Raw genomic sequence first — 18,244 nt, 5'->3', positions numbered from 1 at the left:
CAACGAGCGGCGGTCAACCTCACGGGACCGTCAGAAGGCCCAGTCCCGGAAACAATGTCTCGGAGAACGGCGCGGGGAACTGGCGGCTCTGCGTCACCACAACGGCGACCGTACCGGGTCCGGTATCTGCGACCACGTCGAGCGGGAGCCCTCGGGTGCCGGCGTTCGGATCGACGGCCGAGAGATCCTCGGAGGCCCAGTGGCGGAAGTCGACGGCGCCGGCCGCTCCCGTCGAGAGATTGCGCCACTGCACAGTCATCCACCGGTAGTTGTACTGGTAGTAGTACGGCTTGATGTCGGCAGCGGAGAACCGGACCGAGCCCGGTCTCTCCCCCACCGTCGCCTTGATCGGCGTGGTCTGGATGAGCCCGCCGGGCACGCTGACCGGGCCGATCTCCAGACCCGTCACGACGGGCACCTGCAAGATCGACGTCTGGGGTGCAGCGGATGCCGTTCCCGCGCCCACCCCCAGGAACACCGGGATCGCTAGTGCCAAGGCCACTGCCGCTCGACGCGTTGTCTGTCGCATGGTCATCACTCTGGCACCGTCAGGCAGAAAAAGACCGATCGTTTTGTGACTGTTACCGAGTCTTGATGGCTCATCCCAATCGGGGGTGTAGGAGTTGGGGTCTGAAGCCGCCGGTCTCGAGCAGGCTTCGGGCGATGTAGTTGGTCAGGTTGCGGAACCCGAGTGCGGAGCCGCGCAGGTGTTCGAGCCGTCCGTTGAGCGCCTCGGTCGGCCCGTTGCTGGTGCCGGGTCGTTCGAAGTAGGCGAGCACGTCGGCGGCTCGCTTCTTCAGGGTCCGGCCCAGGGTGGTGAGCTCGGTGAGCACCTTGGGGACGCCGGCGCTGAGGTCGGTGATCAGCTTCTCCATGAGCTCGCGGCCACGTTGCCGGTCCTCGTGGCGATAGGCGGCGATCATGCGCTGGTAGACACCCCAGGTCGCCTCGACCTCGACGTGAGCGTCATCAACGAACAGCGCGCGTAGCCTGTCGCTCTGCGTGTCGGTAAGCAGGTCCGCGCCGGTGTGCAGCGTGCGCCGCGACTTGTAGAGCGGGTCGTCCCTGAACCCACGGTGCCCGTGGATCGCGAGTTGGACCCGGCGCCGACACCTCTCGAGGGCGTCACCGGCCAGGCGCACGACGTGGAAGGGATCCATCATCGTGACTGCGTCCGGGATCTCCTCTGGCCTCCTCGTGATCGGCCCGTCGGGGATCGTCAACGTGGTGCGGGTGTCGAGGCGATCGGGTCCGACGGCTCGGCGGGGCGCGATCGTCTCGTGCGTTGGCGGACTACGGGAGCTTGGACGCGAGGACGTCGGCCGCCAGGATCTCGGGTGCTGCGCCGAGGAGGTGCTGGTTGGCCATCAGGGCTGCGACGATGGCGCCGTTGGCGTGGGCGTCGCGAGCGGCCTCGTCGGGGAATGCATCGAAGATCCAGAAGGTGTCGGCGTGGGTCCTAGCCGCGAACCAGACAATCGTTCCTACTTCTTCGTTGGCGAGTGCGACAGCGCCGGCGAGCAGATCGGCGAGCGCGTCGTGCTGTCCATCGGCCGCGACGATCTTGGCGACGAAGGCATACGGAAGTGATGCGGGTGTGGACATGAGGGGTTCTCCTTGAAGTCGGGGTTCTTCGTGGGGCGAGTTCAGCGTATGACGAGCGAGGGCCGGTGGGGAGTGGCGTATACGACAGTATTGCTATTGTTCGCGCCATGCGTATCGGACTGATCGCGATCGACGGCTGCTTCGGTTCGGCTGTCGCGTCGGTCATCGACATCGTGCGGGTGGCCGACGGAGCCCGCGCCGATGTCGACCCGCGGATCGACCCGATCGAACTCGCCATCCTCGGACCGAAACGGCGAGTGACCACGACGGCATCGATGACCCTGTCGGTAGACCACCCGCTGTCGGAGTCCGGAGAGTTCGACGTGGTCGTCGTCCCTGCGCTTGGAACCCTCACGGCCGCCGCTACCAACGACGCCCTCCAGAGCCGAGATGCACGTTCGGTCATCGCCTCACTCGGGCGCCTCGACGACGCGACCACCCGGATCGCCGCGGCGTGCACCGGCGTGTTCGCCGTCGCCGAGACTGGACGGATGCATCATCGGCGGGCGACGACCAGCTGGTTCCTGGGGCCGGAGTTCCTGAAGCGCTATCCGACCGTAGCCCTCGATCTCGACACCATGGTCGTGGTCGACGGGAACCTCGTCACCGCCGGCGCCGCGTTCGCCCACATCGACCTCGCGCTCTCACTCGTGCGATCGATCAGCCCCGACCTGGCCCAACATGTCGCCAAGCTCCTCATCATCGACGAGCGTCCGTCGCAGGCGGCCTTCGTCGCCTACGAACATCTCCGGCACGAGGACCCGATCGTCGTCGAGTTCGAGCGCTTCGTGCGCGCCCGCCTGGACGAAACGTTCAACGTCGCCTTCGTCGCGCAGTCGCTCGGCACCAGCCGGCGCACCCTCGAACGACGAGTCCGTGCGGCGCTCAACCTCACTCCGCTCGGCTTCGTCCAACGGCTTCGCATCGAACGAGCTCGGCACCTCTCAGCAACCACGGACCTCACCTCCGCCGAGATCGCGCTACGGGTCGGCTACGCGAACGCCGAGACTCTGCGCTCCCTCCTGCGCAGGGAGCGACGCCGTTCCTGACCTATCGCCATGCCTGTAGCCGGTGTCCTAGCGCTCGGTTGGAACCACCTCTCAGCACGTCGCGTCGACGCTCCTGCGTCGCCCCTGGACGACCCACTCGACACGCCCGCAGCACAGGCCATGTGACGTGCCCCGGCTTCCCGGACGGTCGGGGTTGGGTGGCTGTGATGTCGCTGCGTTCTCGTCGAGGGGGTCAGCAGACCCGATCAGGGTCGATTGGGATGAGCCGCGAAGGCGGTCAGGTCAGGGCGGCCGAAGCCGGCCGGCGGGGTAGCGTCGGACACGTCGAGGTCTTTCGGATGGATGGCGTAGGAACCTCCATCGTCGGGAGACCTCGACGTCTATCTGCGGACCGACGCGCCCGGCCGACCTACACCGTCATCTGGGAAGAGCCGTCTTGATGTCTGCCGACCGCTTGCGGGCGACTGCTTGGATTGGAGTTCCCTGATGAAACAGCAGCGTCCACCCAGCATCTACCCTGCGCCACCACGAGCTTCGGCGCGCGTGACGACCCTCATGCCAGGTCTCGTAGGTCACGTGAACTATGTCGTCGGCGATCCTCCGGCCGTTGAAGTTCGCGCTCTTGATGGGCTCGGACTCGGGCGCGTCGATCAGCGCCGCAATCATCTCGCGCCGCGTCCACAGCCGACCCGACGCGCCGATCTCCTCGAACGACGGGTCAAGCAGTCGGTCGAGTTCAGTTGGCGATGAGCGCGTCGCCGGCTCGAGCAGTGTCTTCTCCAGACCGATCACGTGCTCCATCGTCATGTCTTCCACCTCATGATCGTGGACTATGAACCCCGGTTTCCGGGGGCAGATTTCCACTATCAGGTCCTGTCGTACGCCGGCCGTACTCTCCGAGCACACGATCCTGGGGGGGACCTGATGAGTAAGAGCCAACGTAGGGCCAAGGCCGAAAAGCGCACCGCGCAAAGACGGCCGGCATTGTGCTGGCACTACGTGCTGAAACGTTTCGCCGAGTGGTTGGTGCGCTCAGGCTGCACCACAGACCCGTTGGCGGCATATTCGACGGCGATGGCAGTCGACCGATCCAGTCGCGAACACGACATCGTGGTCGCGGGATCCGACATTCCACTGGAGCTGTTCGACACAGACTTATTCGCCGATGACTGCGGACACACACCCTGGTCGCCTTACGACACTGTCGGTGCTCTCGGTCTCTTCGCTAAATTTGTTGTCGAAGAACGTGTTTCGCCGACACAGGCAGACGACTTCGCGGAGATCGTCGGGGTCTCGCCACCACGCGTGGCATCGGTCCCGCGTCGTTGCTCGGCACCACTCGGTCCGACCACCCTGACGTCTCACGTCCGGCGGGTTGCTGCCTGGTGCGAGGACAACGGCAGCGTTCCCGACCCCTGCTTCGCACACCCGCGCTCGAGCAGGCAGCTTCGAGACGCCCTCGGCCCGACCGGTGAAGGCGATACCATCAGCGAACTGCTGTCGACGGTGACGTACCAGGTGGTTATCGCGACCGCGTTGGGAGTGGGCGTCCTGCGCAACGAGGATCGAACACTTCGAGCAGGAGACGCATTCGATCACTGGCTCTCGGCACCGAGCGAGGAGTGGCGACGCAGAAGTCTCGTCGAGGCTTACATCGCGTGCTTGGAACCCTTTGTCGCACTGAACGCCTCGCCGCAGCGGGAGATAGCCGCAGCCTGCGCGGCGCTGTGGTTCATCCTCGTCCGCTCCCTGGTCGACGACCCAGCCCATGACGGCGAAGCTTTCGACGCGGGCATCGACACCGACATCGAGAAAGTCAGCGCGTGGGTGTTCGTGCGACTGGCAACCATGGTCGACCTCGGACTGATCGTCCCGGTGAACGGACAGTTCTGTGTTCCGGACTCTCACGCGCCGGCACTTATCGAGGCGCTCGATCGTCGTCGTCTCGACACGTCGACGCCGGCGTATCTCGAGCGTCGATCCTGATCGTGGACTTCAGACCCCGGATTCCGGGGCCCAAAGTCCACAGACAACTCTGGCCCATGCACGACGCGCGTGCATGGGCCAGATGTCGAGAACTACGTGGTCGCAGACTCCAACGCATCGTTGAACGTCTTGCTCGGACGCATGATCGACGTTGCCTTCTCGGGATCCGGGTAGTAGTACCCGCCGATGTCGACCGGCTCACCCTGCGCGTCGCCGAGCTCCTTGACGATGGCCTCTTCCTGATCGGCCAGCGTCTTGGCGAGCGGCGCGAAGTGCTTCGCCAGCTCCTCGTCCTCGGTCTGGTTCGCGAGCTCCTGCGCCCAGAACTTGGCGAGGTAGAACTGACTGCCGCGGTTGTCCAGCTCGCCGGTGGTGCGCGACGGGCCCTTGTTCTCCTCGAGCAGCTTGCCGGTCGCGGCGTCCAGGGCCTTGCCCAGGACGTTCGCCTTGCCGCCGGTCTTCTTGCCCAGGTCCTCAAGGCTCACGGCCAGCGCGAGGAACTCGCCGAGCGAGTCCCAGCGGAGGTGGTTCTCCTCGATGAGCTGCTTGACGTGCTTCGGCGCAGAGCCGCCGGCACCCGTCTCGTACAGTCCGCCGCCGGCCATCAGGGGAACGATGGACAGCATCTTCGCGCTGGTGCCGAGCTCGAGGATCGGGAACAGGTCCGTGAGGTAGTCGCGGAGGATGTTGCCGGTCGCGGAGATCGTGTCCAGGCCGCGGACGACGCGCTCGAGCGTGTACCGCATCGCGCGGACCTGCGACATGATCTGGATGTCGAGGCCTTCGGTGTCGTGATCCTTCAGGTACGTGCGCACCTTCTTGATCAGCTCGTTCTCGTGGGGGCGGTACGGGTCGAGCCAGAAGAGCACCGGCATCCCCGAGTCGCGCGCACGGTTCACGGCGAGCTTGACCCAGTCCTGGATCGGCGCGTCCTTGACGATGCAGAGGCGCCAGATGTCGCCCTTCTCCACGTTCTGCGTGAGCATGACCTCGCCGGTCGCCAGGTCGACGATGTTCGCGACGGCGTCCTCTTCGATCTCGAAGGTCTTGTCGTGCGAGCCGTACTCCTCGGCCTTCTGCGCCATGAGGCCGACGTTGGGAACGGTGCCCATGGTCGTCGGGTCGAACTGGCCGTTCGTCTTACAGAAGTTCACCATCTCCTGGTAGATGCGGGAGAAGGTCGACTCCGGGTTGACGGCCTTGGTGTCCTTGGGACGACCGTCGGCTCCCCACATCTTGCCGCCGGCGCGAATCATCGCGGGCATGGAGGCGTCGACGATGACGTCGCTGGGCGAGTGGAAGTTGGAGATGCCGCGTGCCGAGTCGACCATGGCCAGCTCGGGCCGATGCTCGTGGCACTTGTGCAGATCCTCGACGATCTCGTCCCGCTTCGACGCCGGAAGGGTGTCGATCTTGCTGTAGAGATCGGAGAGGCCGTTGTTGACGTTGACACCGAGCTCTTCGAACAGCTCGTTGTGCTTGGCGAAGGCGTCCTTGTAGAAGACGCGCACCGCGTGACCGAAGACGATGGGGTGCGAGACCCGCATCATCGTGGCCTTGACGTGCAGGGAGAACATGACGCCGGTTTCGTAGGCGTCCTGCATCTGCTCTTCGTAGAACTTGTCCAGCGCCTTGGCGCTCATGAACATGCTGTCGATGACGTCGCCGTCGGTCAGCGAGACCTTCGGCTTGAGGACGACCGTCTTGCCGCTCTTCGTCTCGAGCTCCATCTTGACCTCGCGGTCGCCCTGGACGGTCATCGACTTCTCACCGTGGTAGAAATCGCCCTCGCGCATGTGCGCGACATGTGTGCGCGACGCCGGCGACCACTCGGTCATGCTGTGCGGGTGCTTGCGCGCGTACTCCTTGACGGCCTTCGGCGCGCGGCGGTCAGAGTTGCCCTCACGGAGGACGGGGTTGACGGCGCTACCGAGGCACTTGGTGTAGCGGTCGCGGATCTCCCGCTCCTCGTCCGTCTTCGGGTTGCCCGGGAAGTCGGGGATCTTGTAGCCCTTGTCCTGCAGTTCCTTGATCGCGGCGTGCAGCTGCGGTACCGAGGCACTGATGTTGGGGAGCTTGATGATGTTCGTGTCGGGCAGCTGGGTCAGCTTGCCCAGCTCGGCCAAGTTGTCGGGAACCCGCTGGTCCTCGTCCAGGTAATCGGGGAACTCGGCGAGGATGCGACTGGCAACGGAGATGTCGCTCGACTCCACCTCGATCCCGGCTGCGCTGGCGAAAGTGCGGATGACCGGCAGGAACGCGTGAGTCGCCAGCATGGGCGCCTCGTCGGTCAGGGTGTAGATGATGGTCGGCTTTTTCTCAGTCATTGCAGGTCTTGCCTCGTTTTCCGTCTGCTCGACGTCGTCTGTCCTTGTGGGCTCGGAGACAACTTTAGTCGTGCAGGGCTGTGTTGTGGCGACCCCGGTCCAGCGGGCTCGATGTGTCTCGAGACATAACCTGACCTGCGCCGACGATCTTCCACCGGCGGTCCGGGAGGCTACCGGTGAGTAACCTGCCGTGACCGGCGGCGGAGGTCGGGCGCCGGTGACTCACAGCATTCGACTGAGGAACTGCTTCGTGCGTTCGTTGCGCGGATTGTCGAAGAATTCATTCGGCGCCGCATCCTCGACGATCCGCCCGTCGCTCATGAAGACCACGCGATCGGCAGCCGCTCGCGCGAACCCCATCTCGTGACTCACCACGACCATGGTCATTCCCTCGTCGCGCAGTCGCAGCATGACGTCGAGGACCTCCTTGACCATCTCGGGATCCAGCGCCGAGGTCGGCTCGTCGAACAGCATGACCTCGGGCTTCATCGCGAGCGCTCGCGCGATCGCCACCCGCTGCTGCTGACCGCCCGAGAGCTGCGACGGGTAGTTCTCACTCTTGTCACCGAGTCCGACGAGCGTGAGCAGCTCCTGAGCCTGCGCTCGCGCCTTTTCCTTGGGCGTTCCGAGCACGTGCCGTGGGCCGGCGGCCACGTTGTCGAGCGCCGTCATCATCGGGAACAGGTTGAAGTTCTGGAACACCATCCCCGTGTAGTGGCGCTGCCGGGCGATGCTCGACTCGGACAGTGGTGTCCGCTTGCCGTCGTCGGAGAACCCCATCAGTTCCCCGCACACCCGGACCGTCCCCGACTCGATGGTCTCGAGGCAGTTGAGCGTGCGGAGCAACGTGCTCTTCCCGCTTCCCGACGGCCCGAGGAGGAGCACCACCTCGCCCTTGGCGACGCGGAAGTCGATGCCGTCGAGCACCACGAGATCGTTGAACGCCTTGGTCATGTCTTGAACGTCGATCATCGTCAGGTTCGCGATCGCCTGATCGGTCATCGGTTCACCGCCTCCGCGTCGATGACACTGTCGTCGAGCGCTGCCATGTCGGTTCTCCCTTTGCGACGGTAGTTCCTGTCGTATCCACGTCCGGCTCGTACTTCCAGGCGCTTCTGGATCAGACCCCATAGGGTGGTGAGCAGGAGGAAGTAGAGCGCTGCTGCGCACAGCCCCTCGAGTACCCTGAAGTTCACCTGGACCAGGAACTGCGTGCGGCGCAACAACTCCTGGACGGAGATCACCGAGACCAGCGTCGTCGTCTTCAGCAGGCCGTTGAAGCTGTTACCGAGCGGAGGGATCATGACGCGCAGCGCCTGGGGCAGCACGACGACGCGGAACACCTTGGTCGGCGACATCCCCAGCGCACGTGCCGCTTCCGTCTGCCCCGTCGGGACGGACAGCAGTCCGGATCGCACGATCTCGGACAGGTAGGCAGCCTCGTTCAGCACCAGTCCCAGCAGCGCCGCCTCGATGACGCCGAGCTTGATTCCGACCTGGGGTAGTCCGGTGTAGATGATGACGAGCTGCACGAGCAGCGGGGTCCCTCGCATCAGCCAGACATAGAACCCCGATACCGCACGAAACGGCAGGAACTTCGACGACCGGGCGACCGCGACGACCACCGCCAACACCAGCCCCAGAATCATGCTGACCACGGTGAGCCAGATGGTCACCCAGGCGCCCTCCAGCAGCTGCTTACTGGTGAGGATGGAGAAGAACGCGTCCCACGACCACATGTCGGAGCCTCTCAGCTCTCGAGCGGGCCGGTGCTGACGGCGATGTCACCCTCGTACCCGCTGACGTCGTACTGCTCGAACAGGTCCGGCAGATAGCCGTCGTCGCGCATCTCGGACAGGACGCGAGCGACCTCACCGGCGGACTTGCTGCCCTTCGCGAAGCCCATGGCGAGGGGCGCCTCGTTGATGCCGCCGATGGCGGTCTCGAAGCGGCCGTCCTCCTGGTAGAACGAGGTGACCGACTCGACGATCGATGTTCCGTCGAGCTGCCCTGCCGAGAGTGCCTGATAGGCATCGGCATTCGTCTTGAACGTCTGCACGGTCAGCGGCGCCTTGCCCTCTGTCTCGAACTGCTCGGACAGCGCCGTCAGAGTGTCGAACTCGTATCCCGGCGCTTCCACGCCGACCGTCTTGCCGGCGAGATCGTCGACCGTGCTGATGCCCTCGGGATTGCCCGACGGAACCGAGATGGACACTGCCTGAACCTCGTACGGCACCAGATCGATGGTCTCGGCGCGCTCGGGTGTGTAGAACATGCCGGTGTCGATCATGTCCCACCGACCACTCTGCACACCGGGGATTTGAGCCTCGAACTCGATGTTGACGAACTTCGGCGTCAGGCAGAGTCGCTTGGCGATCTCTTTGCCCAGGTCGACCCGCATGCCGATCACGTCTCCGTCGGCGTCGACGTACTGCATGGGCGGGAGGGTGGCATTCGTGGCCATGGTCAGCGAGCCCTCCTCGGCGAGATCGGCTGCGCCGAGAGTCGGAGTGCAGTCCGTCGGCGCGGCATCCTGCTCCGACGAGGAGCCGCACCCGACGAGGCCGAGGGTCAGGACGCCGGCAGCGGCAATTCCGATGAGCGTGCGCATAGGAGAGACCTTTCGGTGTCGACTGCTGTTCGCAGCGACTGTCTGGATCGGGATGGTCGACCTCGATGGGATCGATTGCATGAACCATCGCAGAGTTCCCGCGAACACGTCAACGTGGTTAACACGGACGACACGTGTTTCAACGAAAGTTAACGTCGGCCCTCGTCAATTACGGTTGACGACGGGCGCACACGACGCGCGCTCGACCAATCGGGCGCCGATCCGGTACGTGCGGCCGTCCGGCTTCGACGGCTCGCTCATCTGCTGGAACAGGAGATCCATCGCGACGTTGGCGAGCTGTGAGGCGCCATTGTCGACGACGGTCACGGCCGGGTGCCACAGCGAGAGCCACGGCATGTCCTCGTGGCAGATAAGCGACAAGTCGCTGGGCACCGACACCCCTCGTCCGACGAGGGTAGGCAGAATCCCGAACACTGCCTCGTGGTTCGCCGCGTAGAGCGCGGTCATGCCGGACGGTTCGTCGAGCAGCGAATCGACTGCTGCGACACCGAATTCCGTGGTGAACGGCCCTTTCCGGATCAGCGACGGGTCGACCTCGATGCCGTGGTCCGCCAGTGCCGAGCGGTAGCCCTCGAACCGCTCCCTACCGGAGGTGGCGTCTTCGAGACCGCCGATGTAGCCGATGCGTCGGTGACCGAGGTCGAGGAGATGCGCCGTCGCATCGCGCGCACCGTCCAGGTCGTCGGCGAGGACGGTGGGTGCGGCGCTCCCCCGGACAGACCTGATCACGTTGACAACAGCCCGGCCCTGGGACAGCAGCGCGTTTGATTCGACTGCGCTGCGCCCACTCCCGATGACGATGGTCCCATCGACTCCGTGGTCGCCCAGCATCGCGAGCACGTCTCGCTCGCGGGACGGGTCCGCATCGGTGATGCACAGCAGAACCTGAAAGCCGTTGTCCGAGCACCTCTTGTGGACAACCTCGGCCACGGTGTGGAACGTCGCGTTGAGGAGGTTGTTCATCACGAGACCGACGAGATGCGACTTGTTGGAGCGCAGCGCACTCGCGGCCCTGTTGGGCCGGTACCCCAGTGTTCGGGCCGCCTCTTCGACGGTCCGTCGGGTATCGGCCGAGATCAGCGTCGACCCGCTCAACGCCCGGGAAGCCGTGCTGCGCGAGACTCCCGCGGCAGCAGCCACGTCAGCCAGAGTGACCGTCATCGACCCTCACCTCCCCTCGTCGCCGATCGTGCACAGACTCTCCCACGCCGAGCCTCGCTCGTTACAAGTGCGTTTCCGGCTTGACGATGTGTCTTCACCGACGGCAGTCTATGCAATCGATCCCATCGATCCGACCCAGTCCGGCTTCAATGCCGAACGAAAGGTATTCATGAACCGCGATGACGTCGCCTGGTCCGGCTACTGGCCCGCAGCACCCACCCCGTTCACCGCCGGTGGCGCAGTCGACACGGATGCCCTGGCCTCTCTCATGAACCTGTACGCCGACCACGAGGTGGACGGCGTTCTCGTCAACGGCAGCACCGGTGAGTGGTTCAGCCAGAGTGACGCGGAGCGGCGCACCGTCGCCGAGGTCGCCATCGACGCAGTGCGCGGACGCTTCCCCGTCGTCATCGGCGTCAGCGCATACACCGCACGCGACTCCGCAGCACTCGCGCGGCATGCCGAGTCGTCGGGCGCCGACGGCGTGCTGGCCACACCTCCGCCCTACGTTCATCCGTCGAAGGACGAACTGCTCGCCTTCTACCGATCCGTCAGCACCGCAACGGCATTGCCGTTCATGGTCTACAACTGGCCGCGTGGCGTCGCTGTCGACATGGGCACTCTCCCCGGGCTGTTCACCGAGCTCGCAGCCCTCGACAACGTGGTGGCCGTCAAGGACAGCACCGGCAACTGGCTCTCCATGCTCGACACCGTCGAGGCGGTGGCGGGCACGGTCCGAGTCTTCGGCAGCTTCCTTCACCACCGCGGACTCGCAGCGTTGCTGAATCTGGGTGGCGACGGGAACATCGACGGCGGCGGAGTGGGCGCACCCTTCGCCGTGCCGTTCTACCGTGCCGTCGCTGCGCGCGACGCGGCCGCCGCGCGGTCCTGGGCCGACAGGTACCGCGCGCTGTCCGGACGTCTGATCAACCCCGACTACAGCGGCGTCTACGCCTCTCCCATTCCCCAGCTCAAAGCCGTCATGAACCTTCTCGGACAACCCGGCGGGAGCGTGCGCGAACCGCTGTTGCCCGTGACGGACCAGACGACGCTGGACCACCTGGCGCGGATCGTCGAGAACACGGGAATCGCCGAGGCATCCCGGACGGCAGGAGTGGGCAGTGCAGTCTGACTTCGACGTGGTCGTCGTCGGAGCCGGCATCGTCGGCGCTGCGACGGCCCTGGCACTGACGAGGTCCGGCGCTCGCGTCGTCGTGCTCGACCGATCCGCACCCAACACCGGTGGCTCCGGGACCACGGCGGGCAACCTCCACATCCAGACGATTCACACTCGCCGCCCCGGCCAAGGCGCGGCCGTGGACGTCCGACGACTCCTCCCGCTGCAGCACCGCACCAGCTCGCTGTGGAACGACCTTGCCGACAGCGTTCCCGGTCTCGGCCTCAACCGCTGCGGTGGCTACATGGTCGCCGAGACGGACGACCAGGTGCAGACACTCGAGACCAAACACGACTGGGAACGCACAGCGGGAATTCCCACGGAGGTGCTGACCGGATCCGAGGCACGCCGGTTGTTGTCGGCTCTGGGACCCAGCGTCCAAGCGGCGACCTGGTGTCCCCTCGACGGATTCGCGGAGCCTGACCTCGCGGGGCCCGCAACACTGCGTCAGGCCGAGGCCGAGGGTGCCGTCCTGCGGTCGCACTCTCCCGTCACGGGTGTGGAACGAGTCGGCGACCTGTGGAGGGTGACCACTCCCGACTCCACGTGGGTCGCACCCACCGTGATCGACGTCGCCGGTCCGTGGATGGCCGGCATCGCGTCGATGGCCGGCATCTCGTTGGACCTTCGGCCGACGTCACTGCAGATGCACGCACTCGCCGCACCCTCGCACACCCTCGACGTCCTCGTGCAGCACGTCGGAGAAGGCATGTCGATCAAGCAGGATAGGCGGAGTCGCCTCGTGCTCGGCGGTGGATGGCCGGCCGGCACGTTCCACGACACGGACGCTGCGCCGTCCCTGCCCGAGAGCACCACCGGAAATCTCGCACAGGTCGAGCGACTGCTCCCCTCCCTCGCCTTGCTCCCCCTCGTCGACACGTGGACCGGCCCCGTACTGACGACGCCCGACGAGATGCCGGTCATCGGTGCCGTCGACGGCGCACCGGGGTTCTACGTCGCCGGCGGCACCTACTCGTTCACCTTCGCGCCGCTCTGGGCGCAGCTACTCACCTCGATGGTGCACGGACGAGTGCCGGACATCGACGTCAGCGAATTCTCACCGGCTCGACTCACCTCGTTCGCGGAACACGGTAGGTAGGCACCCATGGCACTGGTCACGATGTTCGTCAACGGACAGGCGATGTCCGGAGGAACGCTCAACGACGCACTTCACCGGGCGCGACTACTCGGCCCGGCCGTCACCGCACCGAAGTACCAGTTCTTCTCCGTACGAGACGAATTCCCCGGACTGCACCCCGTGTCCTCCGGTGGCCACGCCGTACCCGGTGAGCTGTACGAGGTGGAGTACGACGTCCTCCGGGAAGAGCTTCTTCCTCGCGAGCCCGAGGAACTGGAGCTCGGCGTCATCGAGCTCGCCGACGGGGGTGGCTCCCTCTCGATGCGCATGCGCCGTGAGGCACTCGACCGCTCCGATGTCACCGACATCAGTGAGCTCGGCGGGTGGCTCGCATACCGGGCGACGCTGCGATGAAGGTGATCAGAGGAGGAACCCTCGTCGAGTCGAACTGGCACGGGCCCGCCGATCTGCTGATCGACGACGGCACGATCATCGCCGTTCTCGCGCCCGGCGCCGACGTGGACCCAGCAGCCGAGGTCGTCGACGCCACCGGGAAGCTGGTCATGCCCGGAGGCGTCGACCCGCACTGCCACGTCGGCTTCACGTCGGGCGAGTTCACCTCGCTCGACTCGTACCGCGAGTGCACGACGGCGGCCGTGTTCGGCGGCACCACGACGATCGTCGATTTCGCGATCCCGCGACCCGGTCAGTCCCCGCTCGATGCCGCAGAGCAACAGCGGCAGAAGGCGACCGACGGCCTGTGCGACTCGGCCCTGCACGCGTGCGTCGTCGACTGGGACGACACGACCGCGGACCAGCTGGCCACGATGGCGCAGGACGGCATCCGCACCGTGAAGATGTTCACGACATACGCCGGCGAGACCATGGCGAACGAGCACACCATTCTCAAGACCATGCAGACCACTCGCGATCTGGGTGGGATGGTCATCATCCACTGCGAGTCGGACGCCATCGTCACCGATTCGCAGACGACGGCGGCCGCCACCGAGGGCATCGACGCGGCCCACATGTCGATGACGCGACCCGAGATCGCCGAGACGGCAGCCGTTGCTGCCATTCTGGCGATCGCGGAGTCTCAGGACGCGCCCGTCTACTTCGTGCACCAGTCCACGGCGGCGGCAGTCGAGCTGGTGGCGGATGCGCGCACCCGAGGACTCGTCGCCTTCACGGAGTCGGTGGCGCACCACCTGATCCTGGACGACAGCGCCTACGGCGGCGAGAACCCCGAACGATTCGTGTGCTGTCCACCGCTCAGGGCGGCCGACGCAGTCGAGGACCTGGGACAGCACCTGTTCACCGGTCACATCACCACCATCGGATCCGACCACTGCTGCTACGACACAGCGCAGAAGGAGGTCCACAGCCACGATGTCCGCCACATGCCCAACGGGCTACCGGGAGTGGAGACCAGGCTGCCGGTCATCTTCTCGCGGTACGTCCGCGACTCGAACCTGACCGCCAGCAGGTTCGTCGAGCTCACGTCGACGAATCCCGCCAAGACCAACGGACTCTTCCCTCGCAAGGGAACGCTGATGCCCGGCGCCGACGCGGACATCGCACTATGGGATCCGGACCTCGAATGGACAGTCGACGTCGACTTGCTCCACATGGCCACCGACTACACGCCGTATCAGGGGATGACGCTTCGAGGGAAGCCCGTCACCGTGCTCGTCGGAGGAACCATCGTCGTCCAGAACGAGGAACTGGTCGACGGGACGCCGAGGGGTCGGCACCTGCAGGCCGCCCCGCTCGACTTCGAGGGCGGGCGGCGGACGCAAGTCTGACTTCCCGGTCTCGATGTCCCCGGCGCAGTGGGGTGAGGAAGCAGGACGCCGGTGAATGCGCCAGACTTCCACCGTGTCGACGACCGACAGAGCACGCGTCCCCCGTTCCGGCATCGTCGGCGGCACGTTCGCCTTGCTCGGCGCCCTCTACTTCGCGCAGGGGTTGCCGTTCGGCTTCTTCACCCAGGCGCTGCCCGTGGTGCTGCGGCGGTCCGGCTACTCCCTGGTCGCGATCAGCGCGAGCGGGGTTCTTTTCGCGCCATGGGCACTGAAGTTCCTCTGGGCGCCCTATGTGGACAGGTACGGAAGTCGGCGACGGTGGCTGCTCTCGCTCCAACTCGGCGCAGCGGCAGTCGCATTGGTACTGGCCTGCCTCGACCTCGCGTCCGGCCTGCAGTGGCTGTTCGTCGGCATCGCCGTGGTGAACGTCCTGTCCGCGACGCAAGACGTCGTCACCGACGGGCTCGCCGTCCGGCTGCTCGACGCACGCGACCGAGGTGTGGGCAACGGGATCCAACTCGGGGCGTACCGCATCGGCATGATCGTCGGCGGCGGCGTTCTGCTGTGGCTGTTCTCGTTCGCGGGATGGCGAGCACTGTTCGTCGCGATGGCCGTGTTGATCGTCGCGTCCACGATCCCGGTCCTCCTACTCCGGACTCAACTCGACAGGGCGGATGTGAGACCGGTGGAGTCGACGACCGCTGTCCGCCTCGCCGGGACGTGGTGGGTTCGCCTACGCCGACCGGGTGTCCTGGCGTTCATCGGCCTGATCGCCGCCTACAAGTTCGGCAACTCGATGGGGTCGGCCCTCGTCGGTCCGTTTCTCTCCGACCTCGGGCTCTCCCTGGGTCAGATCGCGCTCCTCGAAGGCGGAGTCGCCTCGGGCTCCGCGCTCGCCGGTGCCGCCCTCGGTGCGTGGTACGCCACGCGCTTCGGCCGACGGCGTGCGCTGCTCGTCGCCGGCATCACTCAAACCCTGGCGCTCGGCTTCTACGTCGCCGCGGCACTCGATATCGGCGGGATCGCCCTCGTGGTGACCGCCAGCGTCAGCGAGCATGTCTTCGGCGGCGCCGCGACCGTCGTCTTATTCGCCCTCATGATGGACGCCTCCGAACGTGTCTACGCGGGAACCGATTACACCCTTCTCGCCTGCGCCGTCGTCTTCTCGCAGGGCATCGCCGGACTCGCTGCAGGCGTGGTCGGCCAGGCCTTCGGTTACGCCGCGATGTTCGGGACGGGCCTCGTCCTGTCCGGGCTGGGGTGCGCGCTCCTGCTCTGGGCGCTGAAGAAGGGCGTCGGCCCCGTGCAGTTGTGCAAGTCGGGCGTCATGGCCCCCGATAGGGGCTGACCTCGGCCGCCGTAGTGTCGAACCATGGCAGTGCGCGCGGGTGTGGTGGTCACGGGTAGCGAAGTTCTGGCCGGGCGGGTCAACGACCGCAACGGCCCCTGGGTGGCTCGGCAACTTCTGCAGATGGGAGTCGATGTCGCCCATCTGACGGTCTGCGGTGACCGGCCGGCCGATCTGACTGCACAAGTCCAGTTCCTCGCCGACCAGCACGTCGACCTCATCATCACGACCGGAGGCCTCGGCCCGACTGCGGACGACCTCACCGTCGAGACCGTCGCCGCGCTGTACGGCCGCGAGATGCACCTCGACGTCGAACTCGAAGGCCGCATCACGGCCATCGTCGAGCGCTGGCGCAGTCGACTCGGAAGCGTCGCCGACTCCGAACCACTGCGAGCCGGCGTACGAAAGCAGGCGATGGTTCCTGCCGGAGCGCATTCGATCTCGCCGACGGGCACGGCACCGGGCGTGGCGATGGCCGACGACTCGGGGACGCTCCCCACGGTCCTCATCCTTCCGGGGCCACCCTCCGAACTGCAGTCGATGTGGCCGGAAGCGATAGAGAGCGCACCCGTCGCCACCGTGCTCGCACGGAGAACAGCCGTCACCGAGGACACCATCCGGGCCTACGGATTGTCGGAGGCCGACCTCGCCGCGACCTTGCGCACCGCAGAGAGCTCGATTGCGGGGTTCGGCGGCCTGGCGATCACCACCTGCCTGTCGCGCGGTGAACTCGAGATGGTCACCCGCTACGAGGAGTCCGCGGCGGGCGCCTACTCCGGCGTACTGGCACTCATCGAAGAACACCATGGCGCGCAGCTCTTCTCGACCGACGGCTCCACCATCGACGACATCGTGGCGACTCGATCCGGTGGCCGCCGCATCGCGACGGCGGAATCGTGCACCGGCGGCATGATCGCCGCACGGCTCACCGATCGGGCGGGCTCGTCGGCCTACGTGGTCGGCGGTGTGGTGTCGTACGCCAACGAGGTGAAAATCGGATCACTCGACGTCCCAGCAGCCATGATCGAGGAGCACGGCGCCGTCAGTGAACCCGTGGCGGCTCGCATGGCCGAGGGAGCGCTGCACCGCGTCGGTGCCGATGCCGCCGTCTCGACCAGTGGTGTAGCGGGACCGGGCGGCGGTACGGAGAGCAAGCCCGTCGGCACCGTGTGTTTCGGCATCGCTGTCACGGGGCGACCGACCGTCACGCGGACGCTGCGGCTACCCGGTGATCGTGCGAATGTCCGGGCGCTCTCGGTCACCGTCGCGATGCACATGCTCGCGGACGCACTGGGCGACGCCTGAGCCTCGATGGAGACCACCCCTCCACTCCCTCGCTGGCAGTTCGCCTCGGATGATCTCCTCACGCGATACGTGGTGGTCAACGACGAGGACATGCGCGGCTGGTCCATCCACACCCACCATGTCGACGGCACAACTGACACGTCTCGGTTCAACGAGCAGCCGGGGCTTGTCGACGACACCGGTCGGGTGTTCTTCCACGACGACGGGCCGACGCAGGTGTGGGCCGCAGAGATCGATGCCGCAGCCTTGCTGATCAGTCTCGAAACGCCGACCGGCGTCCTGCTGGAGGTCGACCAGTGGGACGCGATGACCGCGTGGCTCGTCGAGTCGATGCAGGACGAACCCGCCGGGCTCGTCATCGATCTCGGACCCAATACCGACATCCCCGACGACGAGCTCGACGACATCGAGCTCATCACCGCGCAGCTGCACCGCCTCGACGACGGTGTGGTGATGGTGCGCCGGTCCCGGCGCATCCTGCACACGCTCCGCTTCGCAGACCATTCCGTGCAAGGACTGATTCTCGACAGATGGCACCACGACGGGCATTTCGACGACTGCACCGACGGGTACCTGTTCAGCCGCGATCTCGCGCTCGCGGCCGGCGCATGCGTCGCCTGGGTGCGTGATGCCGGCGGCGTGGAGGCCGCCGATCGGCTCGGGTGTTCGTTCGACTTCGCGGACGAGTTGCCGCGGCGCGTCGAGGGCAACTGACCACGCGCGCATGCGGGCCATTCCCTGAAGTCGTCGCTGTGCTTCCGATCGTGGACCACTTCGACATAGTCGCTTAAATCCCGCCCGCAGCTTCGA

General features: G+C 66.0%; 17 protein-coding genes and 1 pseudogene. 9 read left to right on the top strand and 9 right to left on the bottom strand.

Annotated elements, in window-relative coordinates:
- Positions 1 to 19 precede the first annotated feature (19 nt).
- The 3 genes and pseudogenes from QE449_RS05805 to QE449_RS05795 all read right to left on the bottom strand — a co-directional run bounded on the left by QE449_RS05805 (position 20) and on the right by QE449_RS05795 (position 1,605).
- On the bottom strand, positions 20 to 529 hold the full coding sequence (locus tag QE449_RS05805) for a hypothetical protein (protein ID WP_307108430.1): 510 nt from the start codon (positions 527 to 529) through the stop codon (positions 20 to 22).
- 70 nt (positions 530 to 599) lie between these two features.
- Positions 600 to 1,199: pseudogene (locus QE449_RS05800) on the bottom strand (transposase); the annotation flags it as partial.
- A 94-nt stretch (positions 1,200 to 1,293) separates the two neighbouring features.
- Positions 1,294 to 1,605, bottom strand: a complete 312-nt coding sequence (locus QE449_RS05795; RefSeq protein WP_006247389.1) for a putative quinol monooxygenase — start codon at positions 1,603 to 1,605, stop codon at positions 1,294 to 1,296.
- 107 nt (positions 1,606 to 1,712) lie between these two features.
- Between QE449_RS05795 and QE449_RS05790 the strand changes: the two genes are divergently transcribed.
- On the top strand, positions 1,713 to 2,654 hold the full coding sequence (locus QE449_RS05790) for a GlxA family transcriptional regulator (RefSeq protein ID WP_307108429.1): 942 nt from the start codon (positions 1,713 to 1,715) through the stop codon (positions 2,652 to 2,654).
- Between the two features lie 378 nt (positions 2,655 to 3,032).
- On the opposite strand, the gene QE449_RS05785 is transcribed toward QE449_RS05790, so the two are convergent.
- Positions 3,033 to 3,422, bottom strand: coding sequence for a DUF4440 domain-containing protein (locus QE449_RS05785; protein ID WP_307108428.1), 390 nt, complete (start codon positions 3,420 to 3,422; stop codon positions 3,033 to 3,035).
- Between the two features lie 117 nt (positions 3,423 to 3,539).
- On the opposite strand from QE449_RS05785, the gene QE449_RS05780 reads away from it, so the two are divergent.
- Positions 3,540 to 4,601, top strand: a complete 1,062-nt coding sequence (locus tag QE449_RS05780; protein ID WP_307108427.1) for a hypothetical protein — start codon at positions 3,540 to 3,542, stop codon at positions 4,599 to 4,601.
- Between the two features lie 92 nt (positions 4,602 to 4,693).
- Here the strand turns inward: QE449_RS05780 and QE449_RS05775 are convergent, their stop codons facing one another.
- The 5 genes from QE449_RS05775 to QE449_RS05755 form a co-directional block, all read right to left on the bottom strand.
- Positions 4,694 to 6,928 (bottom strand): NADP-dependent isocitrate dehydrogenase, encoded by a 2,235-nt coding sequence (locus tag QE449_RS05775; protein WP_307108426.1) that lies wholly within the window; start codon positions 6,926 to 6,928, stop codon positions 4,694 to 4,696.
- A 222-nt stretch (positions 6,929 to 7,150) separates the two neighbouring features.
- A complete protein-coding gene (locus QE449_RS05770) occupies positions 7,151 to 7,900 on the bottom strand; it encodes an amino acid ABC transporter ATP-binding protein (protein WP_307109686.1) in 750 nt (249 codons plus the stop codon).
- 26 nt (positions 7,901 to 7,926) lie between these two features.
- The gene (locus QE449_RS05765; RefSeq protein WP_222649603.1) at positions 7,927 to 8,667 is read right to left on the bottom strand and encodes an amino acid ABC transporter permease; all 741 of its coding nucleotides are present in this window, start codon (positions 8,665 to 8,667) and stop codon (positions 7,927 to 7,929) included.
- Between the two features lie 11 nt (positions 8,668 to 8,678).
- On the bottom strand, positions 8,679 to 9,539 hold the full coding sequence (locus tag QE449_RS05760; RefSeq protein ID WP_307108425.1) for an ABC transporter substrate-binding protein: 861 nt from the start codon (positions 9,537 to 9,539) through the stop codon (positions 8,679 to 8,681).
- 165 nt (positions 9,540 to 9,704) lie between these two features.
- On the bottom strand, positions 9,705 to 10,721 hold the full coding sequence (locus QE449_RS05755; protein WP_307108424.1) for a LacI family DNA-binding transcriptional regulator: 1,017 nt from the start codon (positions 10,719 to 10,721) through the stop codon (positions 9,705 to 9,707).
- A gap of 169 nt (positions 10,722 to 10,890) precedes the next feature.
- Between QE449_RS05755 and QE449_RS05750 the strand changes: the two genes are divergently transcribed.
- Genes QE449_RS05750 through QE449_RS05720 form a run of 7 tightly spaced genes read left to right on the top strand, consistent with a single transcriptional unit; the run spans position 10,891 to position 18,148 of the window.
- Positions 10,891 to 11,853, top strand: a complete 963-nt coding sequence (locus tag QE449_RS05750) for a dihydrodipicolinate synthase family protein (RefSeq protein ID WP_307108423.1) — start codon at positions 10,891 to 10,893, stop codon at positions 11,851 to 11,853.
- Complete coding sequence (locus QE449_RS05745) at positions 11,843 to 12,997, top strand: FAD-binding oxidoreductase (protein WP_307108422.1); 1,155 nt, start codon at positions 11,843 to 11,845, stop codon at positions 12,995 to 12,997. Before QE449_RS05750 ends, QE449_RS05745 begins: the two co-directional genes overlap by 11 nt.
- A 6-nt stretch (positions 12,998 to 13,003) precedes the next feature.
- Positions 13,004 to 13,390 carry a gamma-glutamylcyclotransferase gene (locus QE449_RS05740; protein WP_042572931.1) on the top strand — a complete coding sequence of 129 codons (387 nt, stop codon included), beginning with the start codon at positions 13,004 to 13,006 and terminating at the stop codon, positions 13,388 to 13,390.
- Positions 13,387 to 14,781: a dihydropyrimidinase gene (hydA, locus tag QE449_RS05735; RefSeq protein ID WP_307108421.1), complete on the top strand. Its 1,395-nt coding sequence runs from the start codon at positions 13,387 to 13,389 to the stop codon at positions 14,779 to 14,781. The genes QE449_RS05740 and hydA overlap by 4 nt, the downstream gene beginning before the upstream one ends.
- A 55-nt stretch (positions 14,782 to 14,836) precedes the next feature.
- Positions 14,837 to 16,129 carry an MFS transporter gene (locus tag QE449_RS05730; protein ID WP_373428260.1) on the top strand — a complete coding sequence of 431 codons (1,293 nt, stop codon included), beginning with the start codon at positions 14,837 to 14,839 and terminating at the stop codon, positions 16,127 to 16,129.
- A 24-nt stretch (positions 16,130 to 16,153) separates the two neighbouring features.
- Positions 16,154 to 17,434 carry a competence/damage-inducible protein A gene (locus QE449_RS05725; RefSeq protein WP_307108419.1) on the top strand — a complete coding sequence of 427 codons (1,281 nt, stop codon included), beginning with the start codon at positions 16,154 to 16,156 and terminating at the stop codon, positions 17,432 to 17,434.
- Positions 17,435 to 17,440: 6 nt separating this feature from the next.
- Complete coding sequence (locus QE449_RS05720; protein ID WP_307108418.1) at positions 17,441 to 18,148, top strand: hypothetical protein; 708 nt, start codon at positions 17,441 to 17,443, stop codon at positions 18,146 to 18,148.
- Positions 18,149 to 18,244 lie beyond the last annotated feature (96 nt).

This window comes from Rhodococcus sp. SORGH_AS_0303 (genome assembly GCF_030819335.1).
Classification (GTDB): Bacteria; Actinomycetota; Actinomycetes; order Mycobacteriales; family Mycobacteriaceae; genus Rhodococcoides.
This window is presented reverse-complemented; position numbering and strand designations above follow the sequence as displayed.

Bases quoted from the DNA above. Each gene is read 5' to 3' on its own strand.
- QE449_RS05785 (WP_307108428.1), bottom strand. From the start codon at position 3,422: ATGACGATGGAGCACGTGATCGGTCTGGAGAAGACACTGCTCGAGCCG.
- QE449_RS05760 (WP_307108425.1), bottom strand. From the start codon at position 9,539: ATGCGCACGCTCATCGGAATTGCCGCTGCCGGCGTCCTGACCCTCGGC.
- QE449_RS05765 (WP_222649603.1), bottom strand. From the start codon at position 8,667: ATGTGGTCGTGGGACGCGTTCTTCTCCATCCTCACCAGTAAGCAGCTG.
- QE449_RS05805 (WP_307108430.1), bottom strand. From the start codon at position 529: ATGCGACAGACAACGCGTCGAGCGGCAGTGGCCTTGGCACTAGCGATC.
- QE449_RS05795 (WP_006247389.1), bottom strand. From the start codon at position 1,605: ATGTCCACACCCGCATCACTTCCGTATGCCTTCGTCGCCAAGATCGTC.
- QE449_RS05730 (WP_373428260.1), top strand. From the start codon at position 14,837: ATGCGCCAGACTTCCACCGTGTCGACGACCGACAGAGCACGCGTCCCC.
- QE449_RS05780 (WP_307108427.1), top strand. From the start codon at position 3,540: ATGAGTAAGAGCCAACGTAGGGCCAAGGCCGAAAAGCGCACCGCGCAA.
- QE449_RS05770 (WP_307109686.1), bottom strand. From the start codon at position 7,900: ATGATCGACGTTCAAGACATGACCAAGGCGTTCAACGATCTCGTGGTG.
- QE449_RS05740 (WP_042572931.1), top strand. From the start codon at position 13,004: ATGGCACTGGTCACGATGTTCGTCAACGGACAGGCGATGTCCGGAGGA.
- hydA (WP_307108421.1), top strand. From the start codon at position 13,387: ATGAAGGTGATCAGAGGAGGAACCCTCGTCGAGTCGAACTGGCACGGG.
- QE449_RS05750 (WP_307108423.1), top strand. From the start codon at position 10,891: ATGAACCGCGATGACGTCGCCTGGTCCGGCTACTGGCCCGCAGCACCC.
- QE449_RS05775 (WP_307108426.1), bottom strand. From the start codon at position 6,928: ATGACTGAGAAAAAGCCGACCATCATCTACACCCTGACCGACGAGGCG.
- QE449_RS05755 (WP_307108424.1), bottom strand. From the start codon at position 10,721: ATGACGGTCACTCTGGCTGACGTGGCTGCTGCCGCGGGAGTCTCGCGC.
- QE449_RS05790 (WP_307108429.1), top strand. From the start codon at position 1,713: ATGCGTATCGGACTGATCGCGATCGACGGCTGCTTCGGTTCGGCTGTC.
- QE449_RS05720 (WP_307108418.1), top strand. From the start codon at position 17,441: ATGGAGACCACCCCTCCACTCCCTCGCTGGCAGTTCGCCTCGGATGAT.
- QE449_RS05725 (WP_307108419.1), top strand. From the start codon at position 16,154: ATGGCAGTGCGCGCGGGTGTGGTGGTCACGGGTAGCGAAGTTCTGGCC.